The sequence below is a fragment of the Chitinophaga sp. CF118 genome (assembly GCF_900112615.1).
Classification (GTDB): Bacteria; Bacteroidota; Bacteroidia; order Chitinophagales; family Chitinophagaceae; genus Chitinophaga.
The window spans coordinates 771,223-788,430 of record NZ_FOMK01000003.1 but is presented as its reverse complement, the minus strand read 5'-3'; the positions used below and the strand labels follow the sequence as shown (position 1 = coordinate 788,430).

18 protein-coding genes are annotated in these 17,208 nt (G+C 39.8%); 8 read left to right on the top strand and 10 right to left on the bottom strand.

Annotation, left to right across the window (positions count from 1 at the left end; all coding sequences use genetic code 11):
- The first annotated feature begins 262 nt into the window (after window positions 1-262).
- Entirely contained in the window at window positions 263-955 is a 693-nt protein-coding gene (locus tag BM176_RS15485) for a helix-turn-helix transcriptional regulator (protein ID WP_090104540.1), read from the top strand.
- Between the two features lie 76 nt (window positions 956-1,031).
- A complete protein-coding gene (locus tag BM176_RS15480) occupies window positions 1,032-1,445 on the top strand; it encodes a DUF1761 domain-containing protein (RefSeq protein ID WP_090104538.1) in 414 nt (137 codons plus the stop codon).
- A 50-nt stretch (window positions 1,446-1,495) separates the two neighbouring features.
- On the opposite strand, the gene BM176_RS15475 is transcribed toward BM176_RS15480, so the two are convergent.
- Window positions 1,496-3,409: a hypothetical protein gene (locus tag BM176_RS15475; protein ID WP_090104536.1), complete on the bottom strand. Its 1,914-nt coding sequence runs from the start codon at window positions 3,407-3,409 to the stop codon at window positions 1,496-1,498.
- 1 nt (window position 3,410) lies between these two features.
- A complete protein-coding gene (locus BM176_RS15470) occupies window positions 3,411-4,088 on the bottom strand; it encodes a hypothetical protein (protein WP_090104535.1) in 678 nt (225 codons plus the stop codon).
- Window positions 4,089-4,423: 335 nt separating this feature from the next.
- On the opposite strand from BM176_RS15470, the gene BM176_RS15465 reads away from it, so the two are divergent.
- Window positions 4,424-5,956, top strand: a complete 1,533-nt coding sequence (locus BM176_RS15465; RefSeq protein ID WP_090104533.1) for a S41 family peptidase — start codon at window positions 4,424-4,426, stop codon at window positions 5,954-5,956.
- A gap of 164 nt (window positions 5,957-6,120) precedes the next feature.
- Here BM176_RS15465 and BM176_RS15460 read toward each other — a convergent pair whose 3' ends face one another.
- The 5 genes from BM176_RS15460 to BM176_RS15440 all read right to left on the bottom strand — a co-directional run bounded on the left by BM176_RS15460 (window position 6,121) and on the right by BM176_RS15440 (window position 10,684).
- Window positions 6,121-6,882: a LytR/AlgR family response regulator transcription factor gene (locus BM176_RS15460; RefSeq protein WP_090104531.1), complete on the bottom strand. Its 762-nt coding sequence runs from the start codon at window positions 6,880-6,882 to the stop codon at window positions 6,121-6,123.
- Window positions 6,863-7,630, bottom strand: a complete 768-nt coding sequence (locus BM176_RS15455) for a sensor histidine kinase (RefSeq protein ID WP_177230418.1) — start codon at window positions 7,628-7,630, stop codon at window positions 6,863-6,865. Before BM176_RS15455 ends, BM176_RS15460 begins: the two co-directional genes overlap by 20 nt.
- 570 nt (window positions 7,631-8,200) lie before the next feature.
- On the bottom strand, window positions 8,201-8,704 hold the full coding sequence (locus BM176_RS15450) for a hypothetical protein (protein ID WP_090104527.1): 504 nt from the start codon (window positions 8,702-8,704) through the stop codon (window positions 8,201-8,203).
- Between the two features lie 63 nt (window positions 8,705-8,767).
- On the bottom strand, window positions 8,768-9,388 hold the full coding sequence (locus BM176_RS15445) for a porin family protein (RefSeq protein WP_090104525.1): 621 nt from the start codon (window positions 9,386-9,388) through the stop codon (window positions 8,768-8,770).
- A gap of 240 nt (window positions 9,389-9,628) precedes the next feature.
- The gene (locus tag BM176_RS15440; protein WP_090104523.1) at window positions 9,629-10,684 is read right to left on the bottom strand and encodes an alpha/beta hydrolase; all 1,056 of its coding nucleotides are present in this window, start codon (window positions 10,682-10,684) and stop codon (window positions 9,629-9,631) included.
- Between the two features lie 222 nt (window positions 10,685-10,906).
- Between BM176_RS15440 and BM176_RS32500 the strand changes: the two genes are divergently transcribed.
- Window positions 10,907-11,077: a hypothetical protein gene (locus BM176_RS32500; RefSeq protein ID WP_177230417.1), complete on the top strand. Its 171-nt coding sequence runs from the start codon at window positions 10,907-10,909 to the stop codon at window positions 11,075-11,077.
- An 87-nt stretch (window positions 11,078-11,164) separates the two neighbouring features.
- Here BM176_RS32500 and BM176_RS15435 read toward each other — a convergent pair whose 3' ends face one another.
- From BM176_RS15435 to BM176_RS15425, 3 genes are all read right to left on the bottom strand, one after another.
- Window positions 11,165-12,136 (bottom strand): alpha/beta hydrolase family protein, encoded by a 972-nt coding sequence (locus BM176_RS15435; protein WP_218162212.1) that lies wholly within the window; start codon window positions 12,134-12,136, stop codon window positions 11,165-11,167.
- A gap of 131 nt (window positions 12,137-12,267) precedes the next feature.
- Window positions 12,268-13,152: a helix-turn-helix domain-containing protein gene (locus BM176_RS15430; RefSeq protein WP_090104521.1), complete on the bottom strand. Its 885-nt coding sequence runs from the start codon at window positions 13,150-13,152 to the stop codon at window positions 12,268-12,270.
- Between the two features lie 196 nt (window positions 13,153-13,348).
- The gene (locus BM176_RS15425) at window positions 13,349-13,747 is read right to left on the bottom strand and encodes a hypothetical protein (RefSeq protein ID WP_090104519.1); all 399 of its coding nucleotides are present in this window, start codon (window positions 13,745-13,747) and stop codon (window positions 13,349-13,351) included.
- Between the two features lie 230 nt (window positions 13,748-13,977).
- Here BM176_RS15425 and BM176_RS15420 point away from each other — a divergent pair, with 230 nt between their 5' ends.
- From BM176_RS15420 to BM176_RS15405, 4 genes are all read left to right on the top strand, one after another.
- Window positions 13,978-14,427, top strand: a complete 450-nt coding sequence (locus BM176_RS15420; RefSeq protein WP_090104517.1) for an SRPBCC family protein — start codon at window positions 13,978-13,980, stop codon at window positions 14,425-14,427.
- A gap of 165 nt (window positions 14,428-14,592) precedes the next feature.
- Entirely contained in the window at window positions 14,593-15,060 is a 468-nt protein-coding gene (locus BM176_RS15415) for a hypothetical protein (protein ID WP_090104516.1), read from the top strand.
- A gap of 222 nt (window positions 15,061-15,282) precedes the next feature.
- Window positions 15,283-15,858 (top strand): RNA polymerase sigma-70 factor, encoded by a 576-nt coding sequence (locus tag BM176_RS15410; RefSeq protein WP_090104514.1) that lies wholly within the window; start codon window positions 15,283-15,285, stop codon window positions 15,856-15,858.
- An 82-nt stretch (window positions 15,859-15,940) separates the two neighbouring features.
- Window positions 15,941-17,068, top strand: a complete 1,128-nt coding sequence (locus BM176_RS15405) for a FecR family protein (protein WP_177230416.1) — start codon at window positions 15,941-15,943, stop codon at window positions 17,066-17,068.
- Window positions 17,069-17,208 lie beyond the last annotated feature (140 nt).

The window sequence follows — 17,208 nt, the reverse complement described above, 5'->3', positions numbered from 1 at the left end:
CCTGTTTTGTTTCCATATTTCTTGTTTCAAAAGAAAATCATGGTACAATAATACATAGACGAGAAAACAGCCACTATAGAAAATTTTCTATATTTACGGGAATCGAACTCATTGAAAAATCTGAGTTGTTAGGTTATTCGTTTCCTGAACCAGGTAATTAAATCTGAAAATATCAGATAGCGGTTTTTTTAAAAACTATTTATCAATAAGAAATACGATTTCCTATTAATCCGTATATTTATGGTTTTGAAAAGTTTCAATAATGAATGATAATGATACAAAACGACTTTCACGACTGACTGCAATTTTAACTCAATTGCAAACGAAACGACTTTTGACAGCATCAGAATTAGCAAACAAATTTTCGGTAAGTATCAGAACAATTTACAGGGATATAAAAGCATTGGAACAATCAGGAGTTCCAATTTTGACTGAAGACGGAAAAGGTTATACTTTAATGGAAGGATATAGAATTCCGCCCGTCATGTTTACAGAAAATCAGGCCAACGCTTTAATCCTTGCAGAACAATTAGTATTAAAAAATAAAGACGCTTCTTTTGTTAAAGACTATTCAGAAGCTATTGATAAAATCAAAGCTGTATTAGGGCATAATGTAAAAGACAAAGCTAACCTCCTTGCCGAACGAACCCGATTTAGTCAGAATATTAACAACGAAAGAAACAGTAATAACTTATCTGATTTACAATTTGCCCTTACAAATTTATACCTGACAAGAATTGAATATGCCAATGAAGCAAACAAGGCTACAAGCAGATTGATTGAGCCCTTTGCATTATTAAGTACACAAGAGAATTGGTTATTAGTTGCGTGGTGTCGTTTGCGAAAGGAGTTCCGTTTTTTCCGACTTGACAGGATCAAAAAAATGCAGATTCTTACCGAGAAGTTTATGCCTCATAAAATGACCTTACAGGAATATTTTGACCGTTATCATTAATTTCTTTTTTGACCCCTGACATAGGGCTGTCATTAGACCAATTTAGATTTGCAGCATAAATCTTAAAATAACGTTTATGATTAGTCAATTAGCAAATTTAAATTGGATTGCCGTTTTACTCGCATTTGTTCCGTATTTTTTTCTTGGAGCTTTATGGTTCACCTTGATTTTCAATAAGCAATACAAAATTTCTTTGGGTCGTGATAACGAAACTTTGCCAAACAAACCTATTTTCATAGTTGGGCCTGCACTTTGCACTCTTGTGATTACAATTGCGAGTGCGGTTTTGATTCATGCCCTAAATATTCAATCTTTTAGCGGTGCGTTGGAATTTTCTGTAGTTGTTGGCATTGGGTATTTGGTTGCCAATACCGTTAATATTGCAATCAACCCCAATATTCCCCGACCAATACTCTATGGAGTTATAAGTGGAACATATCATTTATTGGGTATTTTGATTGTAAGTATTATTCTGGTTTCAATGAAATAGTGAAGAAGCAGAGACTGTCTCAAAGTATGAGACTGTCTCTGCTTTGTGCTTTATTGTGCTTTAATATCATTAAATAAAGAGAAAAAGTACTTCAATGCATTTTCCTGATTATTTGGTACATCTGCAATGAGTTCAGCAGAAATATAATTTCCTTTTATACCGGAAGACTTCAAATAGACATTGCCACTGTTGCCCAATAGTTTACTGATAGTTTCACTCATATTCTCCATTTCCAGAACAGGCATCTTATCATGCAGGTTTTTAGGGCTGAAGAACATGGTCATATTATTTTTTAACAGCAATTCCTTTTGCTGTTTATTCAGATTACCCTTATAAGTACCTGCGTTTATCTGTTCAATATCGGTAAGCGATGTGCCCATGAATACGATCCCATCCTTTAGAAGGATATGCAGATTGAACGGATTTTTAGTACTGTGATAGAGACTGTAAATATTGTTTGCAAATTGGATCTTATGTTTGCTGATGCCATATTTGAGCAATTTCTCAATCAGATGTGTATCATCGGAAGAGAACATGCATAAAATGTCTGGCAGGGTTTCCGTTTTTGTTTGCACGGTATCCTTACGCTCATAATTTTCATCATACACATACGTTTGGTATGTTGATTCCTTTGGAGTGAGGTTGGTTATCAATATAAGTGCGTCTCCTTTAACAACCTTTGCAATGGCCTTCTCATCCAGCATGAGTGAGAGCAGGTCGCCACCAAGATCTATCTCCTCACTAAAAGTGCCATAGGTCTGACTGAATATTTTGGGTAATTCTTTCAGATAAGATTCTGTATCAAAAGCATAACTCATAAACCCGATCAGGCTATCACTTTTAATATATTTCAGGAACTTCTTATTCAGTTTCTTGTCGTATATCTTCCTGTAAGCATCGGCCTTATCTTCATCCAACGCCATCTCTCCTGTTATCCGCATATGTTCCTTGTCCATGTATAACCGGGCATTCACGCTACCATATCCTTTCAGCATATTACCATACTTCAGGAAATTATACGGCAGATAACCACTATAAATACGCTGAAGGTCTGCCAGCCAGAAGGATCCAATGGCATTTTTGTCCAGACTTCTGAGGTAAGCAGGATTATTTAAGATAGAAGGGGATGAATTATTCTTATTGAATATATCCAGAGAGTAGGTTACCATCCAGGCAGATACAAGACTGTCCTTAATTATCTCCTGTTCCTTATTGGCTCGCGTGTATGCGCTTTCCTCCTTAATCTCCTCTATAGCTTCCGGTACCGGGGGAATGCCGGGTATTTCTTCCGTAACTGCCTCTGACATCGGAGCTTCAGTTTCGACAGTTGTTTCAACGGTATCAACCGCTTCTGTTGCAGCTTCTGCCGCTGCCTCTGCTGCATCTGTTATTACTGCTGTATCATATACTGTCTCATCATAAGGATTATCAATGTAAGATAAGTCCCTGATACCATAACGGGAAGCCGTCAGCGAGTCATTGAAGAAATAAGTATTCAGGGAACCGTAAGCTACATACAGCATGTCATTATTCCACATGAGCAGGTTCTTCTTGTTTCCATCAGTCTGCAGTATCCTTATTTCGCCTTGCTGTTTGATGCTGGCATGCGATGTTTCGTTAAAGAGTGTTTCAAATTTCCGGGCGTCTGTGAGTGGTATTAATAGACAGTGATAGCTAATACTATCTGTTTTCTGATGATAATAGTAGATAGTTGATGAAAGGTTAAAACCCAGATCCGCTATGCTTTTATAACTCCCGTTTGCTTTTTTTGACAGTTCATCTAATAACCGCTGTCCTAAAGTAGAATGATTGAACTCTTCTATAGAAAACAGCTGGAACAGCTGATCGCTTTTAATAGAGGCAACTGCGGATGCTGTTTCCGGAATCTTATACGAAAAGTCTTGCGCTATACCTGTATATCCGGTGAACAATGACAGGGCTATTAACTGTAATACTCGTCTCATGCTATTTTAATAATTGTATTTGATTAGAAATGTTGGCTCGTCCGTTAATCAGATCTGGTATGGCCAGACGTTGGATAATTGCCTGCTGATTTTTAGAAATCCTGGCCAGCTTGTTACTGTAACTGGTAATAATAGTCTCAAAACGCAGGATACTGACGTAAGCAGCGGCGCTAAATACCTCTTTATCCCGGTCTTTTAATTGATTGAATTGCGTTCTTACATCGTTCGAATAGCTGTAGACTCTGGTAAACCGGGCATCCTCCTTATTATAATTATAAGTGGGGATATTGGTGCTTTTCACTTTATATTGCTCCAGGAGGGCTTTGATAAGGTGATTTACATCAGATACATCTCTAAACGAGAAACGGATGTCGCCCACGAAATTTGTAAAGTCGGCAGTACTCCTGACATTGGAAATACCCGGCATACTACCTAGCTGAGCGACTGTTTTATCTATTTCCTGCTGTATCTCCTGCTTATCAGGTACTTTATAGCCGTGAATGCTGTCCATGAGCATAATAGCAGCAATCCGGGTTTTACTCTGACTTAAATTTACAGTCAGTACCATGGTGCCAGTTCCATCTTTCCTCATGATGATTTCTTCTATCACTTCAAAACAGGAGGTAAAAAATACAGGTATAGTAAGCAGAAAAATAACGAAAAGCCTATTTTTAAACATGTGTAATTAGCTAAGATATTACCCTCAAAAGTACATTCCAGGAATAGATTTCGCGAACATTATGTGACTACAGATAGTCTACAAGTCTTGATTAACTGTATAAAAAGAGACTACAGATGGTATACTTACCTGATTAATTGATAGATCTTTATGTAGTAATAGCGTAATGCCAGCATATTTGTCCCAACTGCTGGTAAAAGTAATACATATATAGGTAAGTGTTTTGGTCACTTCATCCACCTGGGTTAAGTTTTTTTCAGGGGGGACTTTAAAACTTAAAAATTGCAATATTCTAATACCTTTTTGTAGATTAGAGCCAGACACCCTCAAATCACATGAGAAAAGTACTGTTTTTGCTACTACTGGTACATCAGGGATGGGCGCAGTCACCTAAGCAACCTGTCGACAGCCTGTCCATATACAACAGGCAGCTTTATCCCAACGAGATGAAGCAGGACTTGCAGTTGTTCCTCGACATCCGTAAAAAAGCCAACTCTGGCCTGTATCGTTACCACACCATAAGGCAGATCGACAGCATCTACAAATGGGCCTTCAGGCAGGTGCGCCAGCCCATGTCTACGCTGGCCTTTTACAAGATTATTTTACAATTGACCGATTTTGAAGGAAGCTGCCATAACTATACAGAACCACAGGCCGACCTTGTTAATTATCTCAATCGGCAACGCGGCTTCTTCCCTTTTGCCCTTAAATATATTGAGGGCAAGATGCTCTTCAATAGCAAAACAGATCTAATTCCTGTAGGATCGCGGGTGCTGAGCATCAATGGTGTTTCGGACAAGGAACTGATGCAATCCTTTTACAAATACATGACGGCAGATGGCTTTACCCAAACACAAAAGCTATCGGGCAGCGTGAACAAAAGTTATGGATTGCGCTACCTGTATGAGTACGGAATCAAAGATAGTTTTGTGATCCGGTTTTCAGCCCCGGGTACTCCCCTACAGCAAACAGTGACAGTTCCAGCTGTATCGCTGGACGAAAGAAAAGCCAACCTATTGTTGCGTCATAGTGCACCGATAGACAGTGTGATCGATTACAGTGTGCAACCTAAATATAGTTTTAAGATGGTGAATCCCACCACGGGTTTATTGAACCTGCGGATATTCTCCATGGCTACCGGAGCAGACGATCCTGCCTTTCCCGTATATGTATCATTTATCGATAGCGTATTCCAGGCACTTACCAATAACAATATACCCAACCTCATCCTGGACATCCGCAGTAACCCCGGTGGCAGTGATCCTACTTTTGAACAACCGATGATGTACCTGACGGATTCAAGTTTCAAAGAAAACACTCTAGCCTATACGATCTTCGATGATGGGGTTCCATATGAAGAATATTTTTGGGGTATATCTACCGCAGTAAAGATGGACTCGACAGCCAAAGTTTACGGAAAGCGGCTACTGAAAGATTATTTCCCGGCATTGCACAATGGCAGGAATATGCAGAACGTCAGTTATAACCCGGTATATCACCCCAAAAGTCCCGGTTTCAAAGGAAAATTGTATTTACTCATTGATGAAGAAGTAGCTTCGGCAGCATCACATCTGGCCTCCCTCGTAAAAGCCTATGCACGCAATGTCACCATTGTTGGGGTAGAAACCGTTGGAGGATATTATGGCCACAACGGCCATATGGCGTTGATATACGAACTACCTCATTCAAAAATAAAAACCAAATTCTCTATTGTTTATGTGGTGCAGGATGCACCTGTAAAGCCAGATCAACCGGAAGGCAGGGGTATTATTCCAGATCATACGGTGTGGACTACTTTCAGCGATTTTATGCAAAACCGCGATACGCAGATGGAATATGTGCTCAAGCTGATCGCTGAGAAACACTGAAAAATAAAAGATTTTGTGTAATGGAGATACAAACAACAGTTGAATATAGCATATCAGAAAATGACAATACCTGTGGCATGTCTCAAGTTGGAATTTGGGGTGAGAAATTATAAAGTCATTGATTATCTATATTAAGGGCCCGGTAGCGGGAGGTTTAGCCTCCTTTACTGCTGTAACCAGTCTAATAATATCTTCCTTTTTTCTTTACTAACAATAATATCCTTATTAAAAGGGATTTTGAGGTTTACTTTGAGTCTTCTTGGGAAATGGTCTTTGACCTCCAGAATGGCATTGCGGTTTATAAGAAATTGTCTGTTTACCCGAAAGAATGAAGTTCCCAGCTTCTTCTCCAGTTCTTCAAGTGTTTCCGGAATAACATAGGTTTTGGCTGTGTGAGTGTAGAGGGAGCTAATTTCATATTCGATATGAAAAAAAGCAATTTTGTCAAAGCTAATTGGCAAAAACCGGTCCCTGTACTTTACCATAAAAGTTCCACTATCTTTAAGCTTATATGAAGCAAGGGCTTGCATGGCAATTTCATACTGATGTGCCATATCTCCGGTTAACTGTATTTTCAGATGTTCGAATTTGGTGATTGCATTTTCTAGTGAATCAATACTGAAGGGTTTAAGAATGTAGGCTATTCCACTTACCTTAAAAGCTTCCAGCGCATAATCATCAAATGCTGTACAAAATATCACAGGCACATTAATTTCTATGTGTTTTGAAATTTCAAAACTAAGTCCATCCCCTAACTGTATGTCGCTGAAAATCAGATCTGGTTGTGGATGATGCTTGAAATAGTCTATACTTTCTTTCACCGATCCTAATATACATTCAATGATTATTCCAGGTCTTATTGTCTTCAGGGAAGTAGACAGGCTTTCGGCTACCAGGCTCTCATCTTCAATAATTACTACCTTCATTATCCATGATTTTAAAGCTTACACAAAAAGATTTCCCATCATTCTTTACACTTATTTCTTCACCTGTCAGCAAATAATATCGTTCTGCTAAATTACTGAGACCACTTTTAATTGAAATATCTCCATACTCTTTTTGATTGATGTTGTTGGAGACTTCTATAAAATCATCATATTGGCGAATGGTAATCTTCAAGGGTTGTTGACGAGTAAGTCCATTATGTTTTATTGCGTTTTCCAGTAAAGGTTGAAGTGAAAAAGAGGGAATATAACCTTTTAGTTTTTCTGCATTTTCAATGAGTAAATCCCATTCCAGCGACTCTCCAAAACGTATTTTCTGCATATTCAGATAGTTCTTACACATTATTAACTCTTGCTCAAGAGTAGCTGAAAACTTATGATTATGGGATACCGCCACACGAAGGAAATCTGCAAGCTGAATGAGATATTGCGCTCCCATTTTTTGGTCATTTTCATACAATACTTTTAATGTATTCAAAGCATTAAAAAGAAAATGTGGCTGGATCTGCTGTTTTAGAAGAAGATTTTCCGCCTCGGCATTTCTGGTTTGCAGACGGGAGTTTTCCAGATCTGTCTGGATTTTGAGACGCCGTAAAATTATAAAATCATGCAGAAAAAGTATAATAGTATTGATAATCGCAGCTACAACCGCATACTTAATAAACCATTCGGTATCATTTGGCCGTTGCAAAATACCAGCCAGAGAAGCAAAAACGTACCAAAAAAACAAGTATAACGATATTCCGATGGTATAACTCAATCCATATCGTACCAACCTGAACAACAGAGGATTATTACTGAACTTCAATGTGCAATAACGGAGTATAAAAGCTTGAATAGAACTGATGATAAGCATATACACTCCGCTTTTTGTTGCCATCACAATGGTAACCCACCTATTTTCATACAATAGAAGAAAGAATAATGAGCATAAAAGAACTAAACAGGTCAATAAAATATTAAATCTGAATAACTCTTTCAGGCTATTCCGGGTAATTCTTTTTTTTATATTGTTTAGCATGTGTTTTTTAAAGGATAAAAGTAATAACTAAATACAGCTAGTTAGATAAGCCCCGCTTCGGTTTGGTGGTGTCCCAATTCAAAATATAAATTATAATATCAAATAATATACGGAAATTATAGCACTATAGTTTAAATCACCAGCCGTAACAGTCTTCAGGAAAACAATATTACCGTCGTACTGATAATATCCGGGCCAGACATAGCTTGATGAACTGGAAATGAAAACGCCGGAAGAGCAATTCCATGTATCTTTCCCAGTTCATCAGCTTGTTTTGTATCAAAGCAGATAATAAAGCCCCCCGTAAATAATTACGTGCAACAAGATAATAACCATAGCTATTATACGGTTTCTCTTTTTCTTTTTTTCCCGATGTTCCTCAAGCATTGGTATCCACCTGGTTTTTAATGCAACCAGGCTTTCTTCAGTATTGTAAATGATGTATCGCAAATTTGGATGCTTATCATTTTTTTTAATACGTAGCTTATTTAATCCTACTTCAGCTTTTTTCAGGCAAGCCTCTACAAATTCCAAGTCCTGGATGTGTGGATTTAAAAAGAAATTGAAACGGTTCTTAAACCTGGTTTGAGGATCTTTTTCAGTGTCATTATAGCCACATAAAGCATTCTTGATTTTCTCAATGGCTGCTCTGACAATTTTGTCTATGTTCTTTTTAATATCGTAAATATCGTCAGGAAAGTATCTCGAATCTATGCTCTCCATATCAGAAAAATTCTCCTCTTCCAATCTGGATGTTAGAGCATTGTTGATTTCTACTTTCATGATTTGTGATTTTCTCCAAAGCATATAGAAGATACTTTTCGATACCGCTATTCTATTTGCTAATTATTTTTTCTTTGTAAAAACGTAGAAAATACTTGCTTGTGCAACGTTATTTCTAAAATCAGACTTAATGGAGGATGAGTTGAATTGCCCAACATCAGTCAATCCCATATAATATCGTACCCCGAATCCTAGCCCTTGAACTGGTCCCTCTTTAAACTGGAAGCCTAAACCAAAAGCAGCTCCGGCATCTATCTTATCTGCAAATTTTTCAAATCCGGTATTTTTCGCATCAGTTATCAGCATATTAGCCTGAGGCCCAGCTTCTACATATACTCCCAGACTAGTTTGATATCTCAAAAGTATAGGTATAGACATGTACGAAAGCTTTATCTCGTCTCCGGAAAAGAGAGTCTTATCTTTAATTTTTGCTCCCTGTGTAGAATAGAGAATGTCTTCTTGTATGGAGAATCTGTCGCTGAGCTTAAAATTGATAATACCACCTACATGAAATCCTGCCAATCCTTCTGTTTCAAATCCGGCATTGGTAAAATTACTGTAATTCCCTCCGGCCTTTAACCCAAAAGAGGTGCGGCTCATTATATTACCTATAAACCCTTTTTTTTCCTGACTAAATGCTTTTGCTGAGATGAGAACAAATACGAACAATACAAATTTCTTCATGACTTTTAATTTTAAAAATTTAATGAAGCAAAAGTATTAACCAACTCTACGGTCTCAATGAGAAATCAGGGTGAAGAGGATAAAAAAGAAGGTAAAGAGGCACAGGTGTATTAAATAAGGATTATCAACTGGTTTGACTAATCTTATATGGGGAAAGTACATTCATCGCTGGCCTAGAATGATTATAGCCCTGCAAATCAATGATTTACAGGGCTACAAATACCCACTAGGTCTGAAGGTTTATTTGGTGAAGTTGTTCACTTCAATAATTGCATCTGCAAATGCTTTGGGGGCCTCCTGAGGAAGGTTGTGACCTACTCCACCTGTGATTGTGTGATGTGCGTATTTGCCTTTAAATTTACTGGCATATACCGAAGGATCTGGATGAGGAGCGCCATTTGCATCCCCTTCGAGGGTCACAGTTGGCACTATGATAGCGGGTCCGGCAGCCAGCTTCTTTTCCAGTTCATCATATTTCGATTCTCCTGTAACCAGGCCCAGTCTCCAGCGATAATTATCAATTACAATCTTTACGTGATCCGGATTATCAAATGCTGTTGCCGATTGATTGTAAGCTGCATCCGTGAAGTGCCATTGTGGGGATGCTATCTGCCAGATCAGCTTATTAAAGTCGCGGGTATTAGCCTCATATCCTGCACGGCCGCGTTCTGTCGCAAAGTAGAACTGATACCACCAGGACAATTCAGCTTTAGGCGGCAAAGGAGTCTTATTAGCCTGTTGGCTGCCGATCAAATAACCACTTACTGAAACCAGACCTTTTACCCTTTCAGGCCATAGAGCTGCCATGATGTTGGCAGTGCGTGCCCCCCAATCGAATCCGCCTACTACTGCTTTCTTAATTTTCAATGCATCCATAAAGGCGATGATATCTACAGCAACTACAGATTGTTGCCCATTCCGGGGTGTTTCTGAAGAAAGAAAACGTGTAGTACCGTAGCCACGCAGATAAGGTATCAACACCCTGAAGCCTTTGTCTGCCAACATTCCGGATACTTCTTTATAACTGTAGATATCATATGGCCAGCCATGGAGGAGGATGACCGGTTCGCCATCAGCAAGCCCAACTTCTACATACCCTACATCAAGTACTCCGGCCTTAATCTGTTTGATATGATCAAATGTTGCGGCGGCAACAGTGGCGTTTGCGCCATCTTCTATGCTGGCTATCTGCTTGTGCTGAGCTTTTACTACATTAAGACTGCCCAGTTCCAATGCTGCGAAGATTAAGGCTGCTCCCCAAAAAAAACGACTGCCAAAGGCTGTTCTACTATTCATAATATTTTCAATTGATTGATTGATTGATTGATTGATTTAGTTAAGTAATTTTTCATTCTACTCATTTGCACTTCAACACAACAAAGGTATTTTGGAACCTCGTTCAATGCCAGTTGTAAATCGTAAACTGGACACAATAATCCGTGAATAAGGCAATTCCCAGACCAAAATGTTACTGAGAACTATGCTATTGCACTGACTTCAGATGAAGCCAAACAAAGAATGGAAGCAAAAGGAATACCTCTGATGATGGTGAATACCTTTCTTGCCATTGCCGAATGGCAGCGTAATGGTCAGGCTGCATTTGTGATTAATGTTATACTGAATCAAAACCGGGCAAACAGAGGAATAAATTCCTCTATTTGCCCGGGAATGGTTGTCACTACCGGGTAGAAGTCAATAAACTTACTAATGGCTTGTTATCTATGTTGTAAGGATCCATATGAAAATCAGCCAGACTTACATCAATCTTTCAGGTGCTCATTTGCATTCAACCTGACCTAGCGAATTCGGGCTTTCCATCAACTCGGTACACGCTACAGACCAGGCTGAATCTTCGGGGTAGAGCGCGCTGCGAAGGTAAGCCCAGGTAAGCCGTTGTACCGCTGCCACCCGTTCAGGATTCTCATCTGTTGTCTCCGTCACGAGATATCCGGAAATCCCGCCGAGTAGATGTTCTCCTCCAAACAACGTAACCAGCCCCTTGCTTCCTGAGCTCAGGGTATACGCATCAGTGAACCAGTCTGCCCCACGGACGGTCAGCGGAGAGATATCCTTATCGCCCGCAACCACGAGAGTTGGCGTAGTCATCTCGGGATAACTCGGGTTCATAAAGGGATAATGCTCGGCTGCGAATGGACTAAGATCTTCGCCTCCACGGCCAGCTGGGGTAAGCAGCACACCAACCCTGATCCGCGGGTCAGACATATCCTCTCCTAAGGTGCCGTCAGTGCCAATAATCCGTGCGCCCAACAGCATCCCTGTTGTTTGAGCTCCAAACGAATGTCCAACCGCAGCGATGCGGCTTCGGTCGAGGCGTCCCTTGAGCCCTAATACGGAATCTTCAATGAGGTCAAGTTGGTCGAGGATACGCTTCATATCCTCTACACGGAACCGCCAGATCAAAGGTGTCCGGGGATCGTCCGGACTGAGGGCTAGTGTCCTTGAGTCGAGAAACGTGGGCTGGATCACAATGAAGCCGTTAGCTGCCCAGAAATTCACCAGCGGAGCATAGCCGTCTAATGAAGAACCGTAGCCGTGTGCGAAGATAATGATAGGTAGGTTGCTTCCGGTTGCGGGCGCTGAAACCCGAACCTGCAGCTTCTCGCCACGCCCGGGGGCAGACAGCACAACAGGGCTTACCGAGATGACAGAAGTTGGTGCACTCAAGGCCCCATCTCTGGCTATAGTCATCGCGGATACTTCTAATCCATTTGATTCTCCTTTTTCCATGATTCTTGTATTTTAAAAGTTTAATGTAAAAATCAGCCATGATGACTGATAGCTCCATTTCGTTTATAAACACAAAGCTCTGGTTAAATAGCGATCGTTTTTTAAGAGAATCAAACGGAAAATTATGACTTTCATACTTTCCCTTTATTCTTCCTGAAGGAATTGGGAGTAATGCTGGTTACCCTTTTGAAGTAGTTGTTAAAGTAGCTTGGGTATTCAAAACCCAGACTGTAAGCAATATCGGCTACGCTCCAATTGGTGTGCTGTAATAGAGCTTTAGCTTCTGCGGCTATACGCTCAGCGATATGTACAGATATTGGTTTACCTGTAACTTCCTTTACTGAGCGATTGAGATAGTTTACGTGTACAGTCAGATTTTCTGCGAAGTCCTGGGCAGTTCTTAACCTGAGCGGATCTACTGCGGTTTCTATTGGGAATTGCTTTTCCAGTAATTCCATAAATAAATGGGTGATCCTCGTAGCAGCGGTTTTTTGCTTAAGCCCATTTTGCGGCTGAATTCTCAATGCTTCGTGAATAATGAGGTCTATACAGCCCCTAAGCATTTCATCCTTTCGGTCATAATCACCGCTGTATACAGATAACATCCTTTGATAAAGCGCTTCAATAAATGTAGCCTGTTCGCTGTTTACCGGAATTACAGGTATCCCGTCAAAACGGAATATCGGGGAGTTCAGCAAACTTTCCTTCCGTTCTCTGCTTCCAATAAAATCTTCAGTAAACACACATGCATAACCATTCTGTTCGGGAGAGCGCTGTTCATTGGAATAAGGGATGTGGGGATTGCCAAAAAACAGGAAAGTATCATTTATTTCGATTGTCTGATCACCATAGCAAATTTTCATGTCGCCGGTAGCCAGAACTATTTTATAAAAATCCCGCCTGCCATAGAAAAGTGGAGGATATGATGGTCCTGTAATCTCATGGACTTTAAAGCCTTTCAATTTTAAATCGGAATTATGAAATTTTGTGGCTCCACATTCAGGATTTCTATTCATCTGGCAAAATTAACAAAATCAAACCTTATGTTTTCGATTCATTAATAGTCTTTCTTGCCCAGGGTTTTCTATATCAATTGACAATTAAGAGTATCGGGCGATTCTAAGATAAAATATTGAGTCTCACAGAACCTATTTATTGAAGCTGACCTGAAAAGTACTTTTCGTTTCCCAGGTCAGCCCCTTGAATCATTAACTACTCAACCCAGTACACCAATGTTACTTCAATAAATCCATCCGCTCCTACCTGGCTGGGATCCAGGAGCGTTGTTTTCGGCACAGCACCTTCCCAGTTTCCTGGATATGCGCCGAAAGTATAAGTTCCAGCAGGCAATCCTTCAAACTCATATCCTTCCCGGTCAGTAGTATCATAATATACGCCGGTTTGCTCATTACGGGCCCAGCATCCGCGTAATCCTATGCTTCCCGTAACAGGGCTGCCATCGGTGTGTACCAGCTTGATACGTACATTGTAGGTAGTGGCAATGTTGTTTTGCTCAAGGTTCTGGGTTAAAAGAGTACGGACAGGTGTAGCGGCATAAATCTGTGCAACAAATAACAGCGACAGTACGCCGAAAATGAGGGTTTTTCTCATGGGTTAAAATGGTTTTTTAGGTGAAGCATCGAATTTAATGATATTACCTTGTATCATCAAACAATATAGAGTTAACAAATTTTGAACTAATCATGTGTTCCCTGCCATTGTCGTGTCTTCTATTTTCCCTACAGATATTTCATATCTTTAGCATATTCTGTTCTTTAGCATATTCTGTCGGCCCGGCCCTAAAAAAACAATTCAAAAATATTTAAATAAAACAAAACGTTATGTCTACAAACAATGTTTCATTACACAGAGTTATTAAAGCTTCTCCTGAAAAAGTTTACAGGGCGTTTACAGAAGCAAATGCACTTGCATCCTGGCTACCTCCATATGGCTTTCTTTGTACCGTCCATGAACTAAATGTAAAAGTGAAAGGAACTTATAAAATGTCATTTCATAATTTCACTACAGGTGGTAGTCATTCATTTGGTGGAGAATATGTTGAGATTAAACCCAATGAGTTTTTAAAATACACAGATAAATTTGACGATCCTAATCTTCCTGGTGAAATGACTACCTCCGTTTGGCTACAAAAAGTTTCGGTTGGTACAGAAATAAAGATTTTGCAGGAAGATATTCCTTCTGTAATACCTATAGAAATGTGTTATTTAGGTTGGCAGGAATCTTTGGAAAAACTGATTAAGTTAGTTGAGCCTGAAATTCCAGAGATGTAATTCGACTTCCATAGTAAATTTGGAGCTATTACTATCAAACGGCCTGAGCCCAGTTAAATACCAGACTCAGGCCGTTTGGTTGTAATAGCTCCATGATACGCACGGCCAATTCCTCTAACATCTGTGTTACCTGATCAGGTATACCGCTGATTCAATCAATATTTTATGACGCGCCAGGAAATGATTGCCTACAAAACCAGTTTAAAAAAAGCCGGACTACTACGGATTGAAGAACGTATTGCAATAACTAAATCGGCTATTGACAATGCACAGGAGGCCGCTAATAGCGAAGACAAAAGTTCTGCGGGTGATAAATACGAAACAGGAAGAGCAATGGGTCATATGGAAAAAGATATGTATGCACGGCAACAGGCGGAAAACATTATGGAGCTTGACCGGTTACAGAGAGTAAATACTGACATGATCTATACGAATGCTCAAACAGGAGCCTTTGTACGATGCCCTGATCAATCTTTTTTTATTGCAGCAGGATTAGGGAAACAATTGATAGATAACCAGCTGATATTTTTCCTATCCCCCTTTACACCACTTGCAAAATTACTGCTAGGCAAAAAAGTGGGCGATAGTTTTCTCTTTAATAAAATGGATATAATTATACTTGAAATTTATTAAGTGTAGCATAATAATACCTTGTTATAAAATCCATTAAAAAACCAACCTCCTTTTGTATGCTACCCCTTAGTACCAATCAATTTGGAATGTTAACTATTACCCATATTGTAATCTTCAGGGAATACTGTTTGGTAAATGCGCAAGATGTTCCGATTGGCTTGTATCTCATTTACATGAAATATTTTGTTATTTTTCGTACCTTTGTCAGTTAGGGACAATACTATGGCGCGATACGGTAATTATACAGATTCAGAGCTAGCCAACTTACTAAAGGCTGGTGACAGGGATGCATTTACCGAAATTTACGCTCGTTTTTCAAATGTATTGTATGTTCACGCTTTTATTAGATTGAAATCTAATGCAGAATCAATGGATATAGTGCAGGACTTATTCGTTAACCTTTGGAACAGGCGGGAATCAACAAATTTTACTAATCTTTCTAATTATTTATATACATCGGTGAGAAATGGGGTGCTTAATGTTATTTCCCACAGAGCCGTTGAATCCAGATACCTTTCCACACTGCCACAGTCTGTAGTGATGACAGATTGCCTCACTGACCACCGACTTAGAGAACGTCAGTTGGCAGATATCATTGCGAAAGAAATTGAATTACTCCCTCCAAGAATGCGCCAGGTATTCCAACTCAGCAGGCTTCACAATCTCAGTCACAAGGAAATTGCCGACCAACTGGGCATATCAGAACAAGCGGTTAGGAGTCATGTAAAAAACGCGCTTAAAATACTCAGAGTGCGGTTAGGATTAGTAACCTACCTGATTTTCTTACTAACGCGCTAATCTTTTTATTTTTTTTACCCCCCAAGTACGGGGCTGATTGTCTATATCATTATTGGGGCCAATATGCTCCATACTAATGATAATGGAAAATATAGATCTGGAAGATTTATTGAATAAATACAAAACAGGCTCTTGCACTCCTGAAGAGCTTGCGTTGCTGGAAAACTGGTATTTACAATGGAATATTGAAAACCAACAGTTTACAGAAGACGGTCTCCTGGATGTCAATCAAAAGATGTGGATGGCCGTGACTGAACAAACAAGAGGCAATAAGCTGGTTGAGCTTCCTCTGTGGAAACGAATTAGAGTTGCTGCTGCTGTTGCCGCCATTATAATACTCTCTGTAGGCATCTGGTTCTTTTATAATGATCGAAATGTACAGCCATATCTACAGGCGGATAATAGTCCTGTTGTCCCTGGCAGGTCCGGAGCTACCCTGACTTTGGCAAATGGTAGAAAGATTATACTGACAGATACGGTAAATGGAAAGCTGGCTGAAGAGGCCGGAGTGGTAATCACCAAATCTGCAGGTGGTCCGTTGATGTACGAGTTCAAGAGCAATACTGATATATCGGGCCAGATAAATACGTTGTCAACCAATAATGGAGAAAGCTATCAGGTACACTTGCCAGATGGTTCGAGAGTATGGCTGAACGCTGCTTCCAGCTTAACATATGCTACAAACCTTTATGAGGATGGTAAGCGCAGCGTTAAACTCGAAGGGGAAGGTTACTTCGAAGTAGCAAAAGATCAGGCCCATCCCTTTATCGTTAAAAGTTCAGACCAGCAAGTTGAAGTAATGGGAACTCATTTTAACATTAGCGCCTATAAAGATGAAGATGTTGTGAAAACGACTTTAATAGAAGGGAGTGTAAAAGTTTCAGTTCTCGATCTGCATAAAGTGCTGTCGCCCGGCTTTGAAGCTGTGAAATCAGGAAATAACATTCAGGTACACAGTATTGATGCTGAACTGGCAGTGGCCTGGAAAGATGGAAAGTTTGTTTTTGAGAATGAGAAAATTGAAGCGATAATGAAAATGGTTGAGCGCTGGTACAATGTACAGGTAGTTTACCAGGGAGAAATGCCCGAAGACGTATTTCATGGCTCAGTATCAAGATTAGAGAATGTTTCTCAGGTGCTGGATATCCTGGAATCAACCGGCCGGATTCATTTTAAGATGGAAGGCAGAAAAATTTATGTCTCGCAATAATGAACAGATTAATCAACCAAATGTATGTAAAATGAAATAGAGTAAACACAACCAAAGTCAACCGGGAATCACAAAAAAGAACCCGAAAGTGCAACAACACTTCCGGGACTGCGATTGGCCCGAGAGTTAAATCAACGTAA

Bases quoted from the DNA above. Each gene is read 5' to 3' on its own strand.
- BM176_RS15420 (WP_090104517.1), top strand. From the start codon at position 13,978: ATGTCTACAAACAATGTTTCATTACACAGAGTTATTAAAGCTTCTCCT.
- BM176_RS15440 (WP_090104523.1), bottom strand. From the start codon at position 10,684: ATGAATAGTAGAACAGCCTTTGGCAGTCGTTTTTTTTGGGGAGCAGCC.
- BM176_RS15450 (WP_090104527.1), bottom strand. From the start codon at position 8,704: ATGAAAGTAGAAATCAACAATGCTCTAACATCCAGATTGGAAGAGGAG.
- BM176_RS15430 (WP_090104521.1), bottom strand. From the start codon at position 13,152: ATGAATAGAAATCCTGAATGTGGAGCCACAAAATTTCATAATTCCGAT.
- BM176_RS15405 (WP_177230416.1), top strand. From the start codon at position 15,941: ATGGAAAATATAGATCTGGAAGATTTATTGAATAAATACAAAACAGGC.
- BM176_RS15445 (WP_090104525.1), bottom strand. From the start codon at position 9,388: ATGAAGAAATTTGTATTGTTCGTATTTGTTCTCATCTCAGCAAAAGCA.
- BM176_RS15465 (WP_090104533.1), top strand. From the start codon at position 4,424: ATGAGAAAAGTACTGTTTTTGCTACTACTGGTACATCAGGGATGGGCG.
- BM176_RS15470 (WP_090104535.1), bottom strand. From the start codon at position 4,088: ATGTTTAAAAATAGGCTTTTCGTTATTTTTCTGCTTACTATACCTGTA.
- BM176_RS15480 (WP_090104538.1), top strand. From the start codon at position 1,032: ATGATTAGTCAATTAGCAAATTTAAATTGGATTGCCGTTTTACTCGCA.
- BM176_RS15475 (WP_090104536.1), bottom strand. From the start codon at position 3,409: ATGAGACGAGTATTACAGTTAATAGCCCTGTCATTGTTCACCGGATAT.
- BM176_RS32500 (WP_177230417.1), top strand. From the start codon at position 10,907: ATGGAAGCAAAAGGAATACCTCTGATGATGGTGAATACCTTTCTTGCC.
- BM176_RS15425 (WP_090104519.1), bottom strand. From the start codon at position 13,747: ATGAGAAAAACCCTCATTTTCGGCGTACTGTCGCTGTTATTTGTTGCA.
- BM176_RS15435 (WP_218162212.1), bottom strand. From the start codon at position 12,136: ATGGAAAAAGGAGAATCAAATGGATTAGAAGTATCCGCGATGACTATA.
- BM176_RS15415 (WP_090104516.1), top strand. From the start codon at position 14,593: ATGACGCGCCAGGAAATGATTGCCTACAAAACCAGTTTAAAAAAAGCC.
- BM176_RS15410 (WP_090104514.1), top strand. From the start codon at position 15,283: ATGGCGCGATACGGTAATTATACAGATTCAGAGCTAGCCAACTTACTA.
- BM176_RS15460 (WP_090104531.1), bottom strand. From the start codon at position 6,882: ATGAAGGTAGTAATTATTGAAGATGAGAGCCTGGTAGCCGAAAGCCTG.
- BM176_RS15485 (WP_090104540.1), top strand. From the start codon at position 263: ATGAATGATAATGATACAAAACGACTTTCACGACTGACTGCAATTTTA.